The sequence below is a fragment of the Kitasatospora sp. NPDC094015 genome, from assembly GCF_040304075.1.
GTDB lineage: Bacteria > Actinomycetota > Actinomycetes > Streptomycetales > Streptomycetaceae > Kitasatospora.
Map to the genome: position 1 here is coordinate 139,100 of NZ_JBEOUL010000015.1, position 16,102 is coordinate 155,201.

Genomic DNA, 16,102 nt, shown 5'->3' on the forward strand with positions numbered 1-16,102 from the left:
GCCATGCCGACCCCGCCGGCCCTCCCCCTGCAGTGCCCCGCCCACCGCCGGCCTCGGCGGGAGAGACACCAAGGAGCCCGTCCATGCCCGCCACCGTCGAACAGCCCGCCACCGCCGCCACCGTCGGCGACCTCATGAAGCACCCGGAGCTGCAGATCGGCGACGACGTCATGGTCGACACGGCGATGGACATCATGCAGAGCTCCGGCGCCGACCACCTCCTGGTCCGCGACGAGGACGGCCGCTGCGCCGGGCTGCTGACCCGTCTGCACCTGGCACCGTTCCAGGCCCGGTCCTGGTACACCGAGCGCACCCCGGTGCGCGACGTGGTCCTCGACCGCGGTCCGTTCGCCACCGTCGGCATGCCCATCGCCGCCGCGGCGGCCGCGATGCGCTCCCGCGGGCTCGACGTGTGGCCGGTCGTGGACCGCGACGGTCACGTCATCGGCCTGCTCGACCTGTAGGACCGTGGGGGATCCGGGCGGGACGAGTCCCTCCCGCGCCGGATCCCCTCCTGCGGCAGCAGCGGTGGATCGGTCCCCCGAACGTGCAGCGGGCCTTCGAGGTGCCGGAGGTCCCGGGACCGGCGCCGAGCCGGTAGGCGGTCAGGCGCCCTCGACGGTCAGGGCGGCCATGCCGTGCAGCAGTCGACCCCGCTCCCGGGCCGCCTCCAGTGCGGTGCTGAACGCCGCCTTCAGGGTCTCCGCACTCGCCCGCGGGTCGGTGGGCGGCAGTGTCGCCGGGGGCGCCAGCACCATCACCACTCCGCCCCGGGCGTCCGCCGCGGCCAGCCACCCGGGCGACAGGACGGCCGGCTCGGCGGGCTCCCAGGTCCGACGCCCTCCCACCAGGACGAGGCCCACCAGGGCACCGGCCCGCAGCCGGACCTCGGCGGTCGTGGCCGGCGGCTCACCCGCGGCCAGGACGAACCCGCTGTCCACCGCGTCCCCCGCCAACTGCTCGTACAGCGGCGGGCCGACCTCCAGCAAGGCCTCGGCGAACGGCGGTCCGAACGCCGCCTCGCGCACCACGAACACCCACCGTACCGGCGCCGGCACCCCGCCGTGATGCTCCATCGGATCGCTCACACCGGCTCAACGACCGGCACACCGGCCACGTACCGGCCGTCGGGCGGCCACTCGAGGCCCGGGCGTGCTCCCGCGACCTGTCGTCACGGGCTACGTTCGCGGGTCCCGGTACGTCAGGAGCCGTCCGCGGTCAGTGCGGTGCGTGCCTGGCCGCGGAGCCAGGTGTGGGCGGGGTCGGTGTCGTAGCGCTGATGCCACGAGAGGTGGATCGGCGCCGACGGCAGTTCGAGCGGGAGGGGGAGTACGGCCAGGCCGAGGTCGGTGACCGCGCGGTGGGTGGTGGCTTCGGGGACGGTGACCAGGAGGTCGGAGTCGCGGGCGAACTCCAGTGCGGCGGCCTCGGTGGGTGCGGTCGCCACCACCTGGCGGGCGAGGCCGAGCCGGGCGAGGGCGTCGTCGAGGGCGTTGACGAGGTTGCCGCGCCGGGAGACGGTGATGTGCTCGGCGGCGGCGAACTGCTCTGCGGTGACGGCCTGGTGGCGGGTGAGGGGGTGCCCGCGCCGCAGGGCGACGACCAGGTGGATCTCGGCCACCTTCTCGGCGCGGATGTCCGGTGCGCCGGGACGGTTGGCGTTCGCCTCCAGGTCGACCTCGCCGCGCCGCAACTCGGGCGAGTCGGTGCTCGATTCCGCGACGAACCGCAGTCGTACCCCCGGCGCCTGGTCGCGTACGGCCGCGAGCAGCGCGGGGCCGCTGGTGGCGACCAGGGAATCGTGCCAGCGGAGGGTGAAAGTGCGCTCCAGGGTCGCCAGATCGAGTCTCCGGCTCGGTGCCAGCACTCCCTGGACCTGCTGCAGGAGTTCGTGCACCTGGGCCCGGACGGCGATCGCGTACGGCGTCGGTGTCATCGTGCGGCCGGTGCGCACCAGGATCTGATCCCCGGTGGTGCGCCGGATCCGGCCGAGGCTGCGGCTCATCGCGGGGGCGGTGACGTGGAGGCGCGCGGCCGCGCCGGTCACGCTGCCCTCCTCCAGCAGTGCGTCGAGTGCGGCGAGCAGGTTCAGATCCAGTTGCATGCGAGTAACTCTAGGCGTTCCTGACATGCATTTGATGTTAATCATCGGGCTGCCTATCGTCGTTACCAGAGCACGGAACGGAACGCCCGGTCGGGCCGGACCGCCCCTCGACCCCCTCTCCTCAGACAGGAGCACCGCCATGTCCGAAACCCTTCAGACCGTCGACGTCGCCACCTCCGACGCCGACCTGCTCGCCGGGACCACCGCCGCCGTGCGCGAGGCCGGAGCCGCGCTGCGCGAGCTCTTCGGCGACATCGTCCGCTACGAGACCCGCGAGGAGCTGATGAGCGCGCTCGCCGTCAACGACGACACCGCGCTGGAGGTCCTGCGGCCCGCCCTCACGCGGCTGCGGCCGCAGGCCCGGTGGGTGGAGGACGAGTTGGACGGCGGTGCGCTGCCGCCCGGTGAGTGGTGGGTGGTGGATCCGGCCGAGGGCAACGTCAACCACCTGCACGGCCTGCCGGAGTGGGCGGTCACCGCCACCCTGGTGCGGGAGAACAGCCCGGTGCTGACCGTGGTCCACCTGCCGCTGACCGGTGAGACGTACACCGCGCGCACCGGCGCCGGCGCCCACCTGGACGGCCGGCCGCTGCGCGTCGCCCCGACCACCGACCTGGGCCTGGGCATCGTGGCCACCAGCCAGGCCCGCCCCGACGAGGACGAGAGCGTGGTGCGGGCCGTCGGCTCCTCGATCACCGCGATGCTCCTGGACGCGCTCGTCGTGCGCATCGCCGTCCCCGCCACCCTGCACCTGACCAACCTCGCCGCCGGCCGTATCGACGCCTTCTGGCAGTTCGCCGGCGCCCGCGCCGACCTGCTCCCCGGCGCGCTGCTCGTCACCGAAGCCGGTGGACGCGTCTCCGACGCCCACGGCCGCCCCTGGACCCCGCAGAGCGAAAGCTTCCTGGCCACCGCCCCCGGCATCCACGCCGAAACGGTCGCCACGCTCTCCCGCTGACCCGCACGCCACGACCCAGCGCACGCCACGAACCACCGCACCGTACGACCTAGCGCACGGTGCGACCCACCCCCTGGAAGGACTTCCTCACCATGACCACGATTGCTGTACTCGGTAACGGCCGCGTCGGCGGCAACCTGGCCGCCGCCCTCACCCTGGCAGGGCACGAGGTGACGGTCGCGGACCGCGAGCCCGGCGACGCCGCCGCCGCGGCGCAGGCCGCCGAGGTCGTCATCAACGCCACCCCCGGCGCGGGCTCGCTGAAGCTGCTCACCGACCTGCGCGACGAACTGCGCGGCAAGATCCTGATCGACGTCTCCAACGCCACCACCGACGGCCCGGACGGTCTGCCGGCCGACCTGATCTACCCCGGCTCCAGCCTCGCCGAGCAGCTCCAGGAGGCCCTCCCCGACACACGCGTCGTCAAGTCCCTCAACACCATGCTCTTCCCGGTGATGACCGCACCCGCCAGCCTCACCCAGCCGCCGACCGTCTTCCTCTCCGGCGAGGACCAGCAGGCCAAGCAGACCGTCCACGGCCTGCTCACCGACCTCGGCTGGCACCCCGAGTGGATCACCGACCTCGGCGGGATCACGACCGCCCGCGCCACCGAGGCCGCGATCCTGTTCGTCCCGCACGTCATCCGCTCCACGGGCTTCACCCCCTTCGCGGTCTCCATCGCCCGCTGACCCACCCAGCTCCACCACCGGAACGGACGGCCGGCCGGCCATCGGCGCCCGGCCGGGCGGCAGGCAGCACAGCGACGGAAAGGGGCGGCCCGTGCACGGGTCGCCCCTTCGCCGTCTCCGCCCGGCACCGAGATGTCGAGCGCGAGGCTGCCGCCCGCGTCCGGCTCCCGTCGGCCGGCGAACCGCGTACCGCACCGCCTTCCCGGTCGAGGGGATCGTCCACCGAGCAGCCGCGCCTGGGCCCGGGTGGTGGGTGTGGCTGATGTGGCAGGAGGCGCCGCGGGATGCCGCTCGGCGGTCGAGGTGCCGCCGGCGAGCCCGTACCAGTTGAAGCCGCCGCACCAGATCGAGGCGGAGCAGCTGATCGAGTACCTCCGCGGCCTGCCGTGGGGCGACCCGGCCAACCGGTACAAGCTCGCGGGCCAGTTCCCCGACGAGAACTCCGCCGCGGTCCGGGGCGATCCGGGCCACCCCGAGCAGTACCGGGTGCTCGCCCAGTGCTCCTCGTTCGTGACGCTGGTGCTGGAGCGCACCTACGGCCCGCGCACGCCCGCCGAGGCGACGGACCCCACCCGCTGGGCGACCACGCAGTACTTCCGGGACGCCTTCGGCACCGAGCCCGGCAAGCTCTACCCGACGGCCGAGAAGTTCCGGGCCGGCTTCGCGAACGCCGCCGCCATCCAGCATTTCACCGCCGTCACCAAGCCGGTGAACCTGCGCCCCGGAGACTTCGTGGCCTTCGACCACGACGGCGAGGAGACCACCGAGCCGTACACCGGTCACATCGTCATGATCCGCGAGCGCGAGGGCAGTTGGGCCTCGTCCGCCGACAGCCAGGTCGGGGCCGGGGTGGTGCCGTACGTCTTCGAGGTGATCGACTGCACCAGCAACCCGCACGGCAACCCGGCCGCCTCGGCGGGGGCCGAGGCGATCTACCGCGCCTTCCCGGACACCCGGATCGAGGAGCGGCCGGGGCAGAACCCGACCTGGGTGGAGCACGACGGCGCGGGGTACGGGCACGTGGTGTTCTACGCCGACCCGGTCACCAAACTGTTCGCCGGGTACCGCTGGGGCGTCAACTCCACCGTCGCCCACCCGGTGGCCGAACGCCCGATCGCCGCCGCGCGGGTCTACGCCGGCTGACCCGACCTCCCACGCGTGCCCACGTGCCGCCCGGCCCTGCCGCCGGGCGGCACCGCCGTGTCCGGCACCGGCGTGTCCGGCAATGGCGTGAATTCCGGCCGGTCCGGCGCCTTGGGTGTGTCCATGCCATCCCGTTGCCGGTAGTTTCCCGTCCGGCGGCGCCCATCCGGCGCCCCGTCCAGGACCCGCCGGAAGGACCCGCCTTGACCGTACGGAACCGCCGGACCGCCGCTCTCCCCGCCGCCCTCGCCGCGGCCGCACTCACCGCGCCCCTGCTGCTGGCGGGCGCCGCCCAGGCCACCGCCGCCGACGGCCCGTCCGCCGGGAGCGCCCGCGCCGCCCGCGCCGAGTGGCTGGCCGGCGAGCTCACCCGCCGGGCCGGGGCCGACGGCGCCCTGCGCTCGCTGAGCGCGCTCCAGCGGATCGCGGACCGCAACGGCGGGACCCGGGTGGCCGGTTCGCCCGGCCACCGGGAGTCCGCGGAGTACGTCGCCGAGCAGGCCCGCCGCGCCGGACTGGCGGTCTCCCGGCAGGAGTTCGACTACGAGTACGCGCAGACCGTGGCCGAGCGGCTGACGGTGCTCGGCCCCGCGCCCGAGGACCTGCCGGTGCTCGCGATGACCTACTCGGCGAGCACCCCGGACGGCGGCCTCACGGCGCCCCTCGCGGTGGTCGCCCCGGACGCCACCACCGGCTGCGAGGACGCGGACTACCCGGCCGGCGCCTTCACCGGCAAGGTCGCGCTGATCCGGCGCGGCGGCTGCAGCTTCGCGGTCAAGCAGGCCACGGCCGCCGCCGCGGGCGCGGTCGGCGCGATCGTCTGGAACACCACCGACGGGGACCTCAACGGCACCCTGGGTGACCCGGCGGTCGCCGCGATCCCGACCGGTGGCATCACCCGGGCCCGCGGCGAGGCGCTCGCGGCGCGGGCGGCGGACGGCGGGGTGACGGTCACCCTGGAGATCCGCACCTTCCACGAGACCCGCAGGACCTGGAACGTGCTGGCCGAGACCCGCGGCGGCGACGAGCGCGACACCGTCCTGGTCGGCGCGCACCTGGACTCCGTCCAGGCCGGGCCGGGGATCAACGACAACGGCTCCGGCTCGGCCGGCATCCTGGAGGTGGCCAAGGCGCTGGCGGGCCACCGGGTGCAGCACAAGGTGCGGTTCGCCTGGTGGTCGGCCGAGGAGTTCGGCCTGGTCGGGTCGGAGAAGTACGTGGCCGCGCTCTCCGAGGCGCAGCGCGCGCAGATCCGGCTCTACCTCAACTTCGACATGATCGCCTCGCCGAACGGCGCCCGCTTCGTCTACGACGGCGACGACTCCGACCGCACCGGCTCCGGGCCCGGTCCGGCCGGCTCGGCGGAGCTGGAACGGCGGATCACCGGTTACCTGGACCGCCGGGGCCTGCCGCACGAGGGCACCGACTTCACCGGCCGCTCCGACTACGGCCCCTTCATCGAGGCCGGGATCCCGGCGGGCGGCGTCGACACCGGCGCGGAGGGCATCAAGTCCGAGGCCCAGGCGGCCCGTTACGGCGGCACCGCCGGGGTGGCGTACGACCCGTGCTACCACCAGGCCTGCGACACCCTCGCCAACCTCGACCGCAGGTCCCTCGACATCTCCGTCGACGTGATCGCGGACTCGGTCGGCACCTACGCCTGGGACCTCTCCACCCTCCCCGCGAGGCCCGCCGCCGCGCCCACCGGCCGGGCCACCGCCGGCTCGGCGCCGCGCGAAGGGCACGGCGCCGAGCGGTAGCCGTACGGCCGGGCCGCCCCGGTCGGGCCACTACGCGGGCCACGGCGTGCGGCGGGCCGTCAGGGCGAACCGGTCGGGGGCGCCAGCGTGAAGAGGAAGTCGGCCTTGTTGTAGTAGTTGGGTTGGTGGACGAGCGCGGAGCCGTCAGCGGCCGGACCCGGCCAGATGTCGGCGGGCCCGAGCAGGTGGTCGGCGTAGTCACTGGCGGCGACCTGAGGAGCGAAGGCGAGGCGGAAGTCGGCCGGGTTCTTGTCCGGGACGACGTTCCACAGCTGTTCCCGGCGGTCCGCCCGGCACTCCCGCAGCACGACGGCGACCCTGTTGCCCCCGCCGGTGGTCCCGTCCAGGCAGCGGCCGCCGGCCGCGGCGCGGATCTGCTGGAGGCCCGCGCCCCCGCTGCTCACGAACTGCCAGCGCTGCGCGTCGTCGCCGGTGCAGGCTGTCAGGCGGACGCCGGCGCCGTCACCGCTGCCCGCGGTGACGCACAGGCCGGTCCGCCTGTTGACCAGGTGCGCCCCGGAGGGCGAACCGGTGGCGGACGGTACGGAGCTGCCGGTGCTCGGCGACGGATCGGGCGCGGCGGAGCCGGGGCTCGGTGCGGAGGGCGGGGCGGCCCGGGACGGGGACGACGCGGGCCGCGAGGGCAGGCTCGGCGGCGGGGATGGCGACGGGGACGGCGACGGGGACGGCGGGGTCGTACGTGGGGCCGGGAGTACCGGGGCCGGGACCAGCGGGTCCGGTGCGTCGGGTGCCAGGGTCGCGGCCGAGATGGTCAGGACACCGAGGCCGAGCGCGACGAGGCCGAGCAGGATCGCCCGGTCGGACGGGCGCTCGCGCCGGCTCCCGGTCGTGGGTGGCTGCTCCGGCGGAGTTCCCGGAGCGGGGAGCAGCGGCCCGGCGCCCTCGGCGGGCCGCGGTGCCGGGACCATGGCGGGCCGCGGTGCCGGGATCGCGGGGGCGGACGCGGCCGGCGCTTGGGCCCCCGTCCACAGCAGCAGCGCTTCGAGGATCGCGGGCCGGTCCCAGCTGTGGATGGCGGTGAGCTCTGCCCACGTGCGGGCACAGTCCGGGCAGCGCTCCAGGTGGCCGGTGAGGACGCGGTCGCTCGGATCGCCGCGGCGCACGGCGTCGCCGAGCCTCGCGGTCAGCTGCCGGCAGTCGCGGCGCGGCGTGTGCAGCGCGCGGAACTGCACGTAGGCGTCGAAGAGACGCTGTCGCTCGGAGGGCACTCCGGTGGTCGACCAGGAGGCGCCGGGTTCGGCCGGCCTCTCCAGATCCCGCCACAGATCGACCTGGAGGCTCTCGGGGAGCCGCTGGAAGACCTGGAGCGCCGGCGAATTCTCCTCGGCCGTGAGGAGGGCGGTCTCGGCGCACGGGACGAGGCCGGGCGGGCAGGGAATGGCGTGCAGCCAGGCGGTGAAGCCCGGCGCGAGCAGGTCGGCCCGGCCGGTGTCGGCCCAGCGTGCGGCGGTGCGCCGGGCGGTCGCCAGCAGGTGGGGCCGCCACGCATGGCGGGGGCCCACCCCGCGGCGCACCGCGTCGAGGACCTCCGCGAACACCTCGTCGGCGAGAGCGCGCGCACTCCGCTCGTCGCGGCACAGCAGCTTCGTGTGGGCGAGCAGGGCGCCGTCGTGGCGGGCGGTGAGCGTCCGCGCGGCCGAACGGCGTCCGTGCCCGGCGCTGGTGGGGTCTGACACGGGGTGTCCCGATCCTTGGGTAGGTACTCCGGGCCAGCCGTCTCGGGGCGCCCGGATCGGTCGATGGGAAGTGCTCGCCGTGCTTGGGCCCGCCGCGCCTTCCCCCACAGGTGGCGCCGCCGATCACGAGGGCCGACCGCGCCGGCCGTGCCGGCCGAAGGTCATCGCGGATCGCCCCCTGTCCCGTGGCTCCGGAGGGGAGACCGGCCCGGCGATCGGCCGACCCGCGCCTTTGCCGAACCTTTACCCAGTGGGGCGCGGAGGAGCGAGCAGGCGCCGCCGCGGGGCGGAAAAGCGCCTGCGGGAGCCCCCGGGCAACCCCTAGGCTGCGCTCGCGGTGCGGCCTGCCGTCGGGCCGGCCGTCGGGGATCGGAAAGGCACGGGTCATGACCAGTCAGCTGTACGCGATCTGCTTCCGGGCGGGCCGGCCGTCCGACCTCGCGGAGTTCTGGGCGGGGGTCCTGGGCCGGGAGCCTGGCGAGGGACCGGACGGAGTCGTGCTCCTGCCGCCCGGCGGTGCCGGGTTCCTGATCCGCTTCCTGCCGGGACGGGAGCCGAAGACCGGTCGGAACCGGGCGCACTTCGACCTGACGAGTACCTCCCCGGAGGATCAGCGCGCGACCGTGGCCCGGGCGCTCGCACTCGGCGGGCACCACATCGACGTGGGCCAACTCCCGGAGGAGGGGCACGTGGTGCTCGCCGATCCGGACGGCAACGAGTTCTGCGTCATCGCACCGGGCAACACCTTCCTCGCCGGTACCGGCTTCGTCGGGGCGCTGGCCTGCGACGGGACGCGGGAGGTCGGCCTCTTCTGGAGCGCGGCGCTCGGGTGGCCGCTGGTCTGGGACCAGGGCCAGGAGACCGCGATCCAGTCGCCGGAGGGCGGGACGAAGATCACCTGGGGTGGCCCGCCGGTCGCGCCGCAGACCGGTGCCGACCGGATCCACCTCGAACTGCTGGTCCCCGCGGGCGCCGACCGGGACGCCGAGGTCGAACGCCTGATCGCACTCGGCGCCCGCCGCAGCGGCGCCACCACCGGCACCGACCACCTCGCCCTGCTCGACCCCGACGGCAACGAGTTCACCCTCCGCCGGCCCGGGTAGACCACGCAGCGGCCCCCGACCGCGCGGCGGTCGGGGGCCGGGTGGGGCGCGGGCCGTCAGATGACGGTCTCGGCCTCGACGTAGCGCTCCGCGGGGACGGTCTTCAGCTCGGCGACCGCCTCGGCCAGCGGGACCAGCTTGATCTCGGTGCCCTGCAGCGCGGTGATGTGCCCGAACGCACCCTTGTGCGCGGCCTCGACCGCGTGCCAGCCGAAGCGGGTGGCCAGCACCCGGTCGTACGCGGTCGGGGTGCCGCCGCGCTGGGTGTGGCCGAGGATCACCGGGCGGGCCTCCTTGCCGAGCCGGTGCTCGAGCTCGCCGGAGAGCTGGGTGGCGATGCCGGTGAACCGCTCGTGGCCGTAGATGTCCCGGGTGCCCTCCTCCCAGTGCATGGTGCCGGGCTCGGGCTTGGCGCCCTCGGCGCAGACCACGATGGCGAACTTCTTGCCCCGCTCGAAGCGCTCCCGGACGACCTCGGTGAGCTTGTCGATGTGGAACGGGCGCTCCGGGACCACGATCGCGTGGGCGCCGGCGGCCATGCCCGCGTTCAGGGCGATCCAGCCGGTGTGACGGCCCATCACCTCGACCACCATGACGCGCTGGTGCGACTCGGCGGTGGTCTTCAGCCGGTCCAGCGCGTCGGTGGCGACCGAGACGGCGGTGTCGAAGCCGAAGGTGACGTCGGTGCAGGCGATGTCGTTGTCGATGGTCTTCGGCACGCCGACCACCGGCAGTCCGCCGTCGCTCATCAGCTTGGCGGCCTTGAGGGTGCCCTCGCCGCCGATCGGGATGACCGCGTCGATGCCGAGGTCGGCGCAGAACTTCTTGGCCCGCTCCACGCCGTCGCGCAGGTGGCTCGGCTGGACCCGGGAGGAGCCCAGTATGGTCCCGCCCTGGGCGAGGATGCCGCTCACCGAGTCGAGGGTCAGGGGGCGGTGGGCGCCTTCGAGGAGACCGCGCCAGCCGTCCTGGAAGCCGATGATCTCGTCGCCGTGGTCGACCACCCCCCGGTGGACCACGGAACGGATCACGGCGTTCAGGCCGGGGCAGTCACCGCCGCTGGTCAGGACACCAATACGCATTGCTTTGCAACTCCCCAGGGGGCACCCCCAGCCGCCAGGCTGGGGGAGTAACCGGACGGCCGGACGACCACCTCGGTGTCGCCACCGCGGTCGGCCGATTTCGGACATCAAGCCCCAAATCGACCGTGCAGTACAGCATACGGTTCCTGCGTCCGGCCGAGCAGGGACCGGCGCGGGAGCGGCATCGTCGACGCCTCCGCGCGAGACTGCGGCTGGACGCCGAGGAGGGTGTGCGTCCAGCTCTTCCTATTCTGTTATGCCGACGGCCACTAGGGCACGGGTGGACCGGATGCTGGTCGTTCCCGCCCCGCCGCGCCGGGGCCCCGACCGGGCCGGGACCCCCGCGCGGGACCTAGGAGGGGCGCCCGGCGGCCGCGATCCGCTCGGCGCGCAGCGCGTCGTACCAGGTGGTGTCGGCCGGCGGGAGCGCGTTCACGTCCAGCGCCAGCTTGATCAGCATGTCGGCGACGGCGGGGTTGCGGGCCAGCACCGGGCCGTGCAGGTAGGTGCCGAAGACGGTGTCCCGCCAGGCGCCCTCGGTGCCGTCGCCGGTGCCGTTGCCGCGGCCGACCTGGACCGAGGCGAACGGCTTGACGCCCTGGCCGAGGTGGGTGATGCCCTGGTGGTTCTCGAAGCCGGTCAGCTGCGGCAGGCCGAGGATCGGGTCGACGCCGGCCAGCACGTCGCCGACGCAGCGGGCGCCCTCGCCGCGGGTGGTCCAGACGTCCAGCAGGCCGAGGCCCGGCTCGCGCTCGCCGAGGTCGTTGATGAACTCCCGGCCGAGGATCTGGTAGCCGGCGCAGACCGAGAAGATGATCGCGCCGTTCTCGGCCGCGCGCTGCAGGCCGCCGTCGTTGCGCAGCCGCTCGGCGGCCAGCCGCTGCGGCCGGTCCTCGCCGCCGCCGATCAGGTAGATGTCGCCGCTGGTGGGCACCGACTGGTCCGAGCGCACGTCGATCCGGGTGACCCCGAGCCCGCGCTGGCGCGCCCGGCGCTCGACCACCAGCGCGTTGCCGCGGTCGCCGTAGGTGCTGAGGAGGTCCGGGTAGACCCAGACCACCCGCAGGCTGCTCTCGCTCATCCTGGAAGGCCTTCCGTGCTGCTGCGACCCGAAGCGCGGGTCCGAACCGAAACCGGGGTTCTGGTGGGAGGGGACGGACATCAGCTCACCACCGCCTTGCGCAGCTGCTGGAACGCGGTGTAGTTGGCGATCGCCTCGATCCGGCCGGCCGGGGCGATCCGGACGGCCTCCTCCAGGCTCTCCACGACCTGGAACTGCAGGCCGGCGACCTCCAGCCGGACGGCCAGGTCCAGCTTGCGCTGGCCCATCACGAAGATCGGGTGGCCGGACAGCCGCTCGTAGTCGACGTCCCACAGCCAGGAGGTGTCGGTGCCGTCGGCGTCCATCGCGTTGACCGAGAGGATCACCGGCGCCGGCGGGCCGTCGATCAGCGAGAAGGTCTCCAGCCAGCCGGCCGGGTTCTTGGCCAGCAGCAGGCGCACGTCGCGGCCGAGGTAGGAGACCACGTCGTAGCGGCCGGCGACCGCGGCCACCGACTGCATCCGCTGCAGGGCGACCTGCGGGGCCACGCCGAACACCGCGGCCACGGCGGCCGAGCTGGTGGCGTTGGCCAGGTTGGCGCGGCCGGGCAGCTGGAGCTGGATCGGCCAGGCACCGCGGTGCGGGTCGATCACGTGGGTGCCCTGGAGCGCCCAGTGCGGGTTGGGACGGCGGAAGCCGCACTCCTGGCAGAACCAGTCGTCGCCGGGGCGCTGCATCACGCCGCCGCAGGACGGGCAGGACCAGGCGTCCTCCTTCCAGGCCTGTCCGGCGGCCACCCAGACCACCTTCTTGCAGGAGGAGGCGGCCCAGGTCACCAGCGGGTCGTCCGCGTTCGCGATGATCACCGCGTCGGTGTCCTTGAGGCCCTCGCGCCACTTCTCGGCCATCATCCGGGTCTCGGCGGCGCGGTCGAGCTGGTCGCGGGAGAGGTTGAGTAGCGCTATGGCCTTGGGCCGGGTGTCCCGGGCGACCATCGGCAGGTACTTCTCGTCGACCTCGATCACACCGAACTTGGCGTCCGAGCCGCCGGCCAGCGCGGCGGTGATGCCGGCCGGCATGTTGGCGCCCAGCGCGTTGGAGACGACCGGGCCGGCGGCGCGCAGCGCCTCGGCGATCAGCCGGGTGGTGGTGGTCTTGCCGTTGGTCGCGCTGACCAGGACCACGTCGAGGTGGTCGGAGAGGGTCGCGAGCAGGTCGGGGTCGAGCTTGAGAGCTACCTTGCCGCCGATCACCGAGCCACTGCCGCGGCCCGCCTTCTGGGAGAGGGCTGCGGCCATCCGGCCGGCCGTCACGGCGATCTTGGCGCGGGCGGGCAGCGAGGCGTCGCGCGCGCCCGTGGCTTCCGAATCGGTGCCTGGCATGCTCAGTGGTTCCTCCTTGCTGCGGCACCACCCGGGTCGAGCAGTGACCATCGGGCGGCGGGGACGGGGCCAGCCTACCCACTCCGCGCCGCGGCGTTGATCCCCGGACCCGCCGCAGCACCCTGACGGGCCCTTGGGGGCGGGACCGGACGGGTGTGCGACCGGGCCCCCGGGGCGGGTGCCTCGGGGGCCCGGTCGCACGGACGGGTCCTAGCGGCGGGGCCGGGAGGGCCAGGGGGTGGGGAGCTGCTCGGTGGCCTCGGTGAGGTGGGCGGTGATCACCAGGGTGCCGTCCTCGACCTGGTAGTCGAGCGGGGCGGAGAGCCGGCGCATGGTGGCGATCAGGCCGCTGTTGGAGGCGTGGGTGACGGCGTAGACGGTCGGCAGGCCGGCCTCCATGGCCAGTGCGGCCATCCGCCGCAGCAGGTCGACGCCCAGGCCCCGGCGCTGCCAGTCGTCCTCGACCAGCAGGGCGACCTCCGCGCCCTCGTCGTCCCAGAGCAGGTGGGCCAGCGCGACGATCCGGCCGTCCGCGGACTCCACCGCCAGGGTCTGGCCGTGCCGCGGGTCCAGCAGGTGCTCGAGGTAGCGGTCGGCGTCCCGGACCGGGCCGTGGTAGCGCTTGCGCAGGGTCTCCGGCGAGCAGCGCCGGTGCATCTCCAGCGCGGCGGCCCGGTCGGCGGGCTCGGCCCGGCGGACGGTCAGGTCGGCCCCTGCGGGCAGCGTGAGCCGGGCCTCCACCTTGGGCACCCGGGGGCCCAGCAGGCTGTCCAGCTCGACCAGGGCCTGGGCGCGGGCGAACTCGGTCGGGGTGAACGGCAGGTGCGGGCGGGAGAGCTCGATCAGGTCGCCGGAGGGCACCGGCAGCCGCATCACGTGGCCGTCGACCCCGGCGGCGGCGCCCGCGCCGGCGGCCGGGTACTGCCGGATCGCGCACCGGCCGAACAGCTGGCGCAGCGCGACCGGCAGCTCGGCGGCGTCCAGCGCGGTCCTGGTGGCCAGCGCCAGGACGTGGGTCGGGGCGTCGACCAGGTCGTGCGCGTCGGCCCGGTCGGTCCAGATGTCGTGCCCGCCGGCGGCGGCGACCGCCGCGGCCAGTTCGGCCCGGCCGAGCTCCTGCGGGGCCCGGACGAAGAACTCGTCCACGGCGCCGGTGGGCAGCGGGTGGGCCTGCATCGAGACGATGTTCACGCCCTGCCCGGCGAGCGCGGTGCAGATCCGGCCGAGGCTGCCGGGGGCGTCCTCGACGGTGGTCCGGATCCGCCACAGGGCGGCGGACCCGAAGCCGTCCAGCGGGCCGCTCACCGCGGCCGCGCCGGGCGGTGCGGGGGTGTCGGGCGCGGGCGGCCCGTGCGGGTGCCGGTGCGCCCACCAGCCGTGGAACAGTGCGCCGGCGACAAGTGCGGCGGCCGAGGCGGCCAGCAGCACCGGACCGTCGTGGCCGTGCACCACGACGTTGGCGACCAGGTCGGCGCAGGCCACGGCGAGGAACACCGCGGCGAGCTCGACGGCCTCGCGGCGCCAGCGGTGCTGCCGGGCGGCGCGGCGCTGGGCCCGGGACGGGCGCTGGTCGCTGGCGGGACGGGCGGAGCGGGAGTTCGGCGAGAGGTCCATGCCGCCATCGTGTCGCGCCGGTGTTTCACGATCACGAATCCCCCGTGACCTGTCGGTTAATGTCCGCGCGGTGGCGGTCCGATGATCAGGACGCGAGCGGACGCCCGGTCAGTTCGGCTCCGGCGGCCCGGACTTCGGCGAGCAGCAGGTGCAGGTCGTCCTGGGTGGTGGCGGCGTTCAGCAGGCAGGCCCGGAGCATTTCGCGGCCGTCCAGCAGGGCTCCGGTGACGAAGACCCGGCCGCGCTGCTGGACGGCGACCGGCAGCCGGCCGTTGAGCGCGTCCAGCTCGGCCTCGGACAGCCCGGCCGGGCGGTACCGGAAGGCGACGATCGAGGTCTCCACCGGGGCCAGCAGCTCCAGCTCCGGATCGGTGGCGACCAGCTCGCCGAGCCGCCTGGCCAGTGCGGTGCAGCGGGCGATGTCGGCGGCGATGCCGGACCGGCCGCGGTGCGCGATGGTGGCCCAGACCTTGAGCGAGCGGAACGGGCGGGTCTGCTCCATGCCGTACTCGGAGAACCAGCCGAGCTCGCCGGCCGCCTCGTCGCGCAGGTAGGAGGGGACCAGGCTGAAGGTGGAGCGCAGCGCCTCGGTGTCGCGCACCAGGGCGCAGCCGCAGTCGACCGGCACGCCGAGCCACTTGTGCGGGTCCAGGGCGAGCGAGTCGGCCCGGTCCATGCCGGCGTAGCGGTGCGCGATGGTGGTGTCCAGCACGCCGAAGGCGCCGTACGCGCCGTCGACGTGCAGCCACAGGCCCTCCTCGGCGCACAGGTCGGCGATCGGGTGGAACGGGTCGACGGCGCCGGTGCCGACGGTGCCCGCGGAGGCGACGGCGAGGAACGGCAGCCGTCCGGCGGCGCGGTCCTCGGCGACGGCGGCGCGCAGCGCGGCGACGTCGAGCCGGCCGTCGGGGCCGGTGGCGACGGTACGCAGGTTGCGGCTGCCCAGGCCCAGCAGCTCGGCGGCCTTGCGGACGCAGGAGTGGGTCTCGCCGGTGACGTAGCCGACCAGCGGGGGGAGCCCGGCCAGGCCGTCCTGGCGCAGGTCGTGGCCGGCCCGGGCGGCCGCCCGGTTACGGGCGGCGGCCAGGCACAGGATGGTCGCCATCGAGGTGCCGGAGGTGAGGATGCCGCCGCCGGCGGGGTGCGGGAAGCCGACCAGCTCGGCTATCCAGCGGACCACGGCGCGCTCCAGGTGGACGTCGGCGTGGTCGCCGCCGGCCGAGCTGGGGTTCATCGCGGCGGCCGCCAGGGTGGCGAGCACCCCGGCGGGCTGCGGCGCCGAGTTGACCCAGCCGAAGAACCGCGGGCTGCCGTTGCCCATCGGGGCCGGCATGACCTGCTCGCCGATCACCGCGAGCAGGTCCTCCAGCGGGGCGCCGCGCTCGGGCAGCTCCAGCTCCAGCAGGGCCTTCCGGTCGGCCGGGTCCATCGGCTGCCAGACCGGGCGGCCCGGCAGCTCGTCGAGGTAGTCCGAGACCAGCTCGGCGGCGGCCAGGGCCGCGTCGCGGAAGTCGTCGCTCACGGGGCT

General features: G+C 74.7%; 14 protein-coding genes. 6 read left to right on the plus strand and 8 right to left on the minus strand.

Going from position 1 to position 16,102, the window contains the following annotated elements; translation table 11 throughout:
• Nucleotides 1-83: 83 nt before the first annotated feature.
• On the plus strand, nt 84-464 hold the full coding sequence (locus tag ABT014_RS19765) for a CBS domain-containing protein (protein WP_350640274.1): 381 nt from the start codon (nt 84-86) through the stop codon (nt 462-464).
• 141 nt (nt 465-605) lie between these two features.
• On the opposite strand, the gene ABT014_RS19770 is transcribed toward ABT014_RS19765, so the two are convergent.
• Together ABT014_RS19770 and ABT014_RS19775 are read right to left on the minus strand one after the other, a co-directional pair.
• Nucleotides 606-1,088, minus strand: coding sequence for a hypothetical protein (locus ABT014_RS19770; protein WP_350640275.1), 483 nt, complete (start codon nt 1,086-1,088; stop codon nt 606-608).
• A 113-nt stretch (nt 1,089-1,201) separates the two neighbouring features.
• A complete protein-coding gene (locus tag ABT014_RS19775; protein WP_350640276.1) occupies nt 1,202-2,104 on the minus strand; it encodes a LysR family transcriptional regulator in 903 nt (300 codons plus the stop codon).
• Nucleotides 2,105-2,243: 139 nt separating this feature from the next.
• On the opposite strand from ABT014_RS19775, the gene ABT014_RS19780 reads away from it, so the two are divergent.
• From ABT014_RS19780 to ABT014_RS19795, 4 genes are all read left to right on the plus strand, one after another.
• Nucleotides 2,244-3,062: an inositol monophosphatase family protein gene (locus tag ABT014_RS19780; RefSeq protein ID WP_350640277.1), complete on the plus strand. Its 819-nt coding sequence runs from the start codon at nt 2,244-2,246 to the stop codon at nt 3,060-3,062.
• A 92-nt stretch (nt 3,063-3,154) separates the two neighbouring features.
• Nucleotides 3,155-3,751: an NADPH-dependent F420 reductase gene (locus tag ABT014_RS19785; protein ID WP_350640278.1), complete on the plus strand. Its 597-nt coding sequence runs from the start codon at nt 3,155-3,157 to the stop codon at nt 3,749-3,751.
• 255 nt (nt 3,752-4,006) lie between these two features.
• Nucleotides 4,007-4,894, plus strand: coding sequence for a hypothetical protein (locus ABT014_RS19790; protein WP_350640279.1), 888 nt, complete (start codon nt 4,007-4,009; stop codon nt 4,892-4,894).
• Nucleotides 4,895-5,097: 203 nt separating this feature from the next.
• Entirely contained in the window at nt 5,098-6,654 is a 1,557-nt protein-coding gene (locus tag ABT014_RS19795; RefSeq protein WP_350640280.1) for a M28 family peptidase, read from the plus strand.
• A 59-nt stretch (nt 6,655-6,713) separates the two neighbouring features.
• Here ABT014_RS19795 and ABT014_RS19800 read toward each other — a convergent pair whose 3' ends face one another.
• Complete coding sequence (locus ABT014_RS19800) at nt 6,714-8,351, minus strand: RICIN domain-containing protein (protein ID WP_350640281.1); 1,638 nt, start codon at nt 8,349-8,351, stop codon at nt 6,714-6,716.
• A 386-nt stretch (nt 8,352-8,737) separates the two neighbouring features.
• On the opposite strand from ABT014_RS19800, the gene ABT014_RS19805 reads away from it, so the two are divergent.
• Nucleotides 8,738-9,454, plus strand: a complete 717-nt coding sequence (locus tag ABT014_RS19805) for a VOC family protein (protein WP_350640282.1) — start codon at nt 8,738-8,740, stop codon at nt 9,452-9,454.
• A 56-nt stretch (nt 9,455-9,510) separates the two neighbouring features.
• Here ABT014_RS19805 and ABT014_RS19810 read toward each other — a convergent pair whose 3' ends face one another.
• The 5 genes from ABT014_RS19810 to ABT014_RS19830 all read right to left on the minus strand — a co-directional run bounded on the left by ABT014_RS19810 (nt 9,511) and on the right by ABT014_RS19830 (nt 16,096).
• Nucleotides 9,511-10,536, minus strand: a complete 1,026-nt coding sequence (locus ABT014_RS19810; protein ID WP_350640283.1) for a 6-phosphofructokinase — start codon at nt 10,534-10,536, stop codon at nt 9,511-9,513.
• Nucleotides 10,537-10,888: 352 nt separating this feature from the next.
• On the minus strand, nt 10,889-11,617 hold the full coding sequence (locus ABT014_RS19815; RefSeq protein ID WP_350640284.1) for a type 1 glutamine amidotransferase: 729 nt from the start codon (nt 11,615-11,617) through the stop codon (nt 10,889-10,891).
• 80 nt (nt 11,618-11,697) lie between these two features.
• Nucleotides 11,698-12,960, minus strand: a complete 1,263-nt coding sequence (locus ABT014_RS19820) for a Mur ligase family protein (protein WP_350640285.1) — start codon at nt 12,958-12,960, stop codon at nt 11,698-11,700.
• 210 nt (nt 12,961-13,170) lie between these two features.
• Nucleotides 13,171-14,574 (minus strand): GNAT family N-acetyltransferase, encoded by a 1,404-nt coding sequence (locus tag ABT014_RS19825; protein ID WP_350640286.1) that lies wholly within the window; start codon nt 14,572-14,574, stop codon nt 13,171-13,173.
• Between the two features lie 85 nt (nt 14,575-14,659).
• Nucleotides 14,660-16,096 (minus strand): pyridoxal phosphate-dependent decarboxylase family protein, encoded by a 1,437-nt coding sequence (locus ABT014_RS19830; RefSeq protein ID WP_350640287.1) that lies wholly within the window; start codon nt 16,094-16,096, stop codon nt 14,660-14,662.
• Nucleotides 16,097-16,102 lie beyond the last annotated feature (6 nt).

Excerpts from the sequence above, each read along its gene's own strand:
- ABT014_RS19765 (WP_350640274.1), top strand. The coding sequence starts at position 84 with ATGCCCGCCACCGTCGAACAGCCCGCCACCGCCGCCACCGTCGGCGAC.
- ABT014_RS19775 (WP_350640276.1), bottom strand. The coding sequence starts at position 2,104 with ATGCAACTGGATCTGAACCTGCTCGCCGCACTCGACGCACTGCTGGAG.
- ABT014_RS19780 (WP_350640277.1), top strand. The coding sequence starts at position 2,244 with ATGTCCGAAACCCTTCAGACCGTCGACGTCGCCACCTCCGACGCCGAC.
- ABT014_RS19785 (WP_350640278.1), top strand. The coding sequence starts at position 3,155 with ATGACCACGATTGCTGTACTCGGTAACGGCCGCGTCGGCGGCAACCTG.
- ABT014_RS19805 (WP_350640282.1), top strand. The coding sequence starts at position 8,738 with ATGACCAGTCAGCTGTACGCGATCTGCTTCCGGGCGGGCCGGCCGTCC.
- ABT014_RS19810 (WP_350640283.1), bottom strand. The coding sequence starts at position 10,536 with ATGCGTATTGGTGTCCTGACCAGCGGCGGTGACTGCCCCGGCCTGAAC.
- ABT014_RS19815 (WP_350640284.1), bottom strand. The coding sequence starts at position 11,617 with ATGAGCGAGAGCAGCCTGCGGGTGGTCTGGGTCTACCCGGACCTCCTC.
- ABT014_RS19820 (WP_350640285.1), bottom strand. The coding sequence starts at position 12,960 with ATGCCAGGCACCGATTCGGAAGCCACGGGCGCGCGCGACGCCTCGCTG.
- ABT014_RS19825 (WP_350640286.1), bottom strand. The coding sequence starts at position 14,574 with ATGGACCTCTCGCCGAACTCCCGCTCCGCCCGTCCCGCCAGCGACCAG.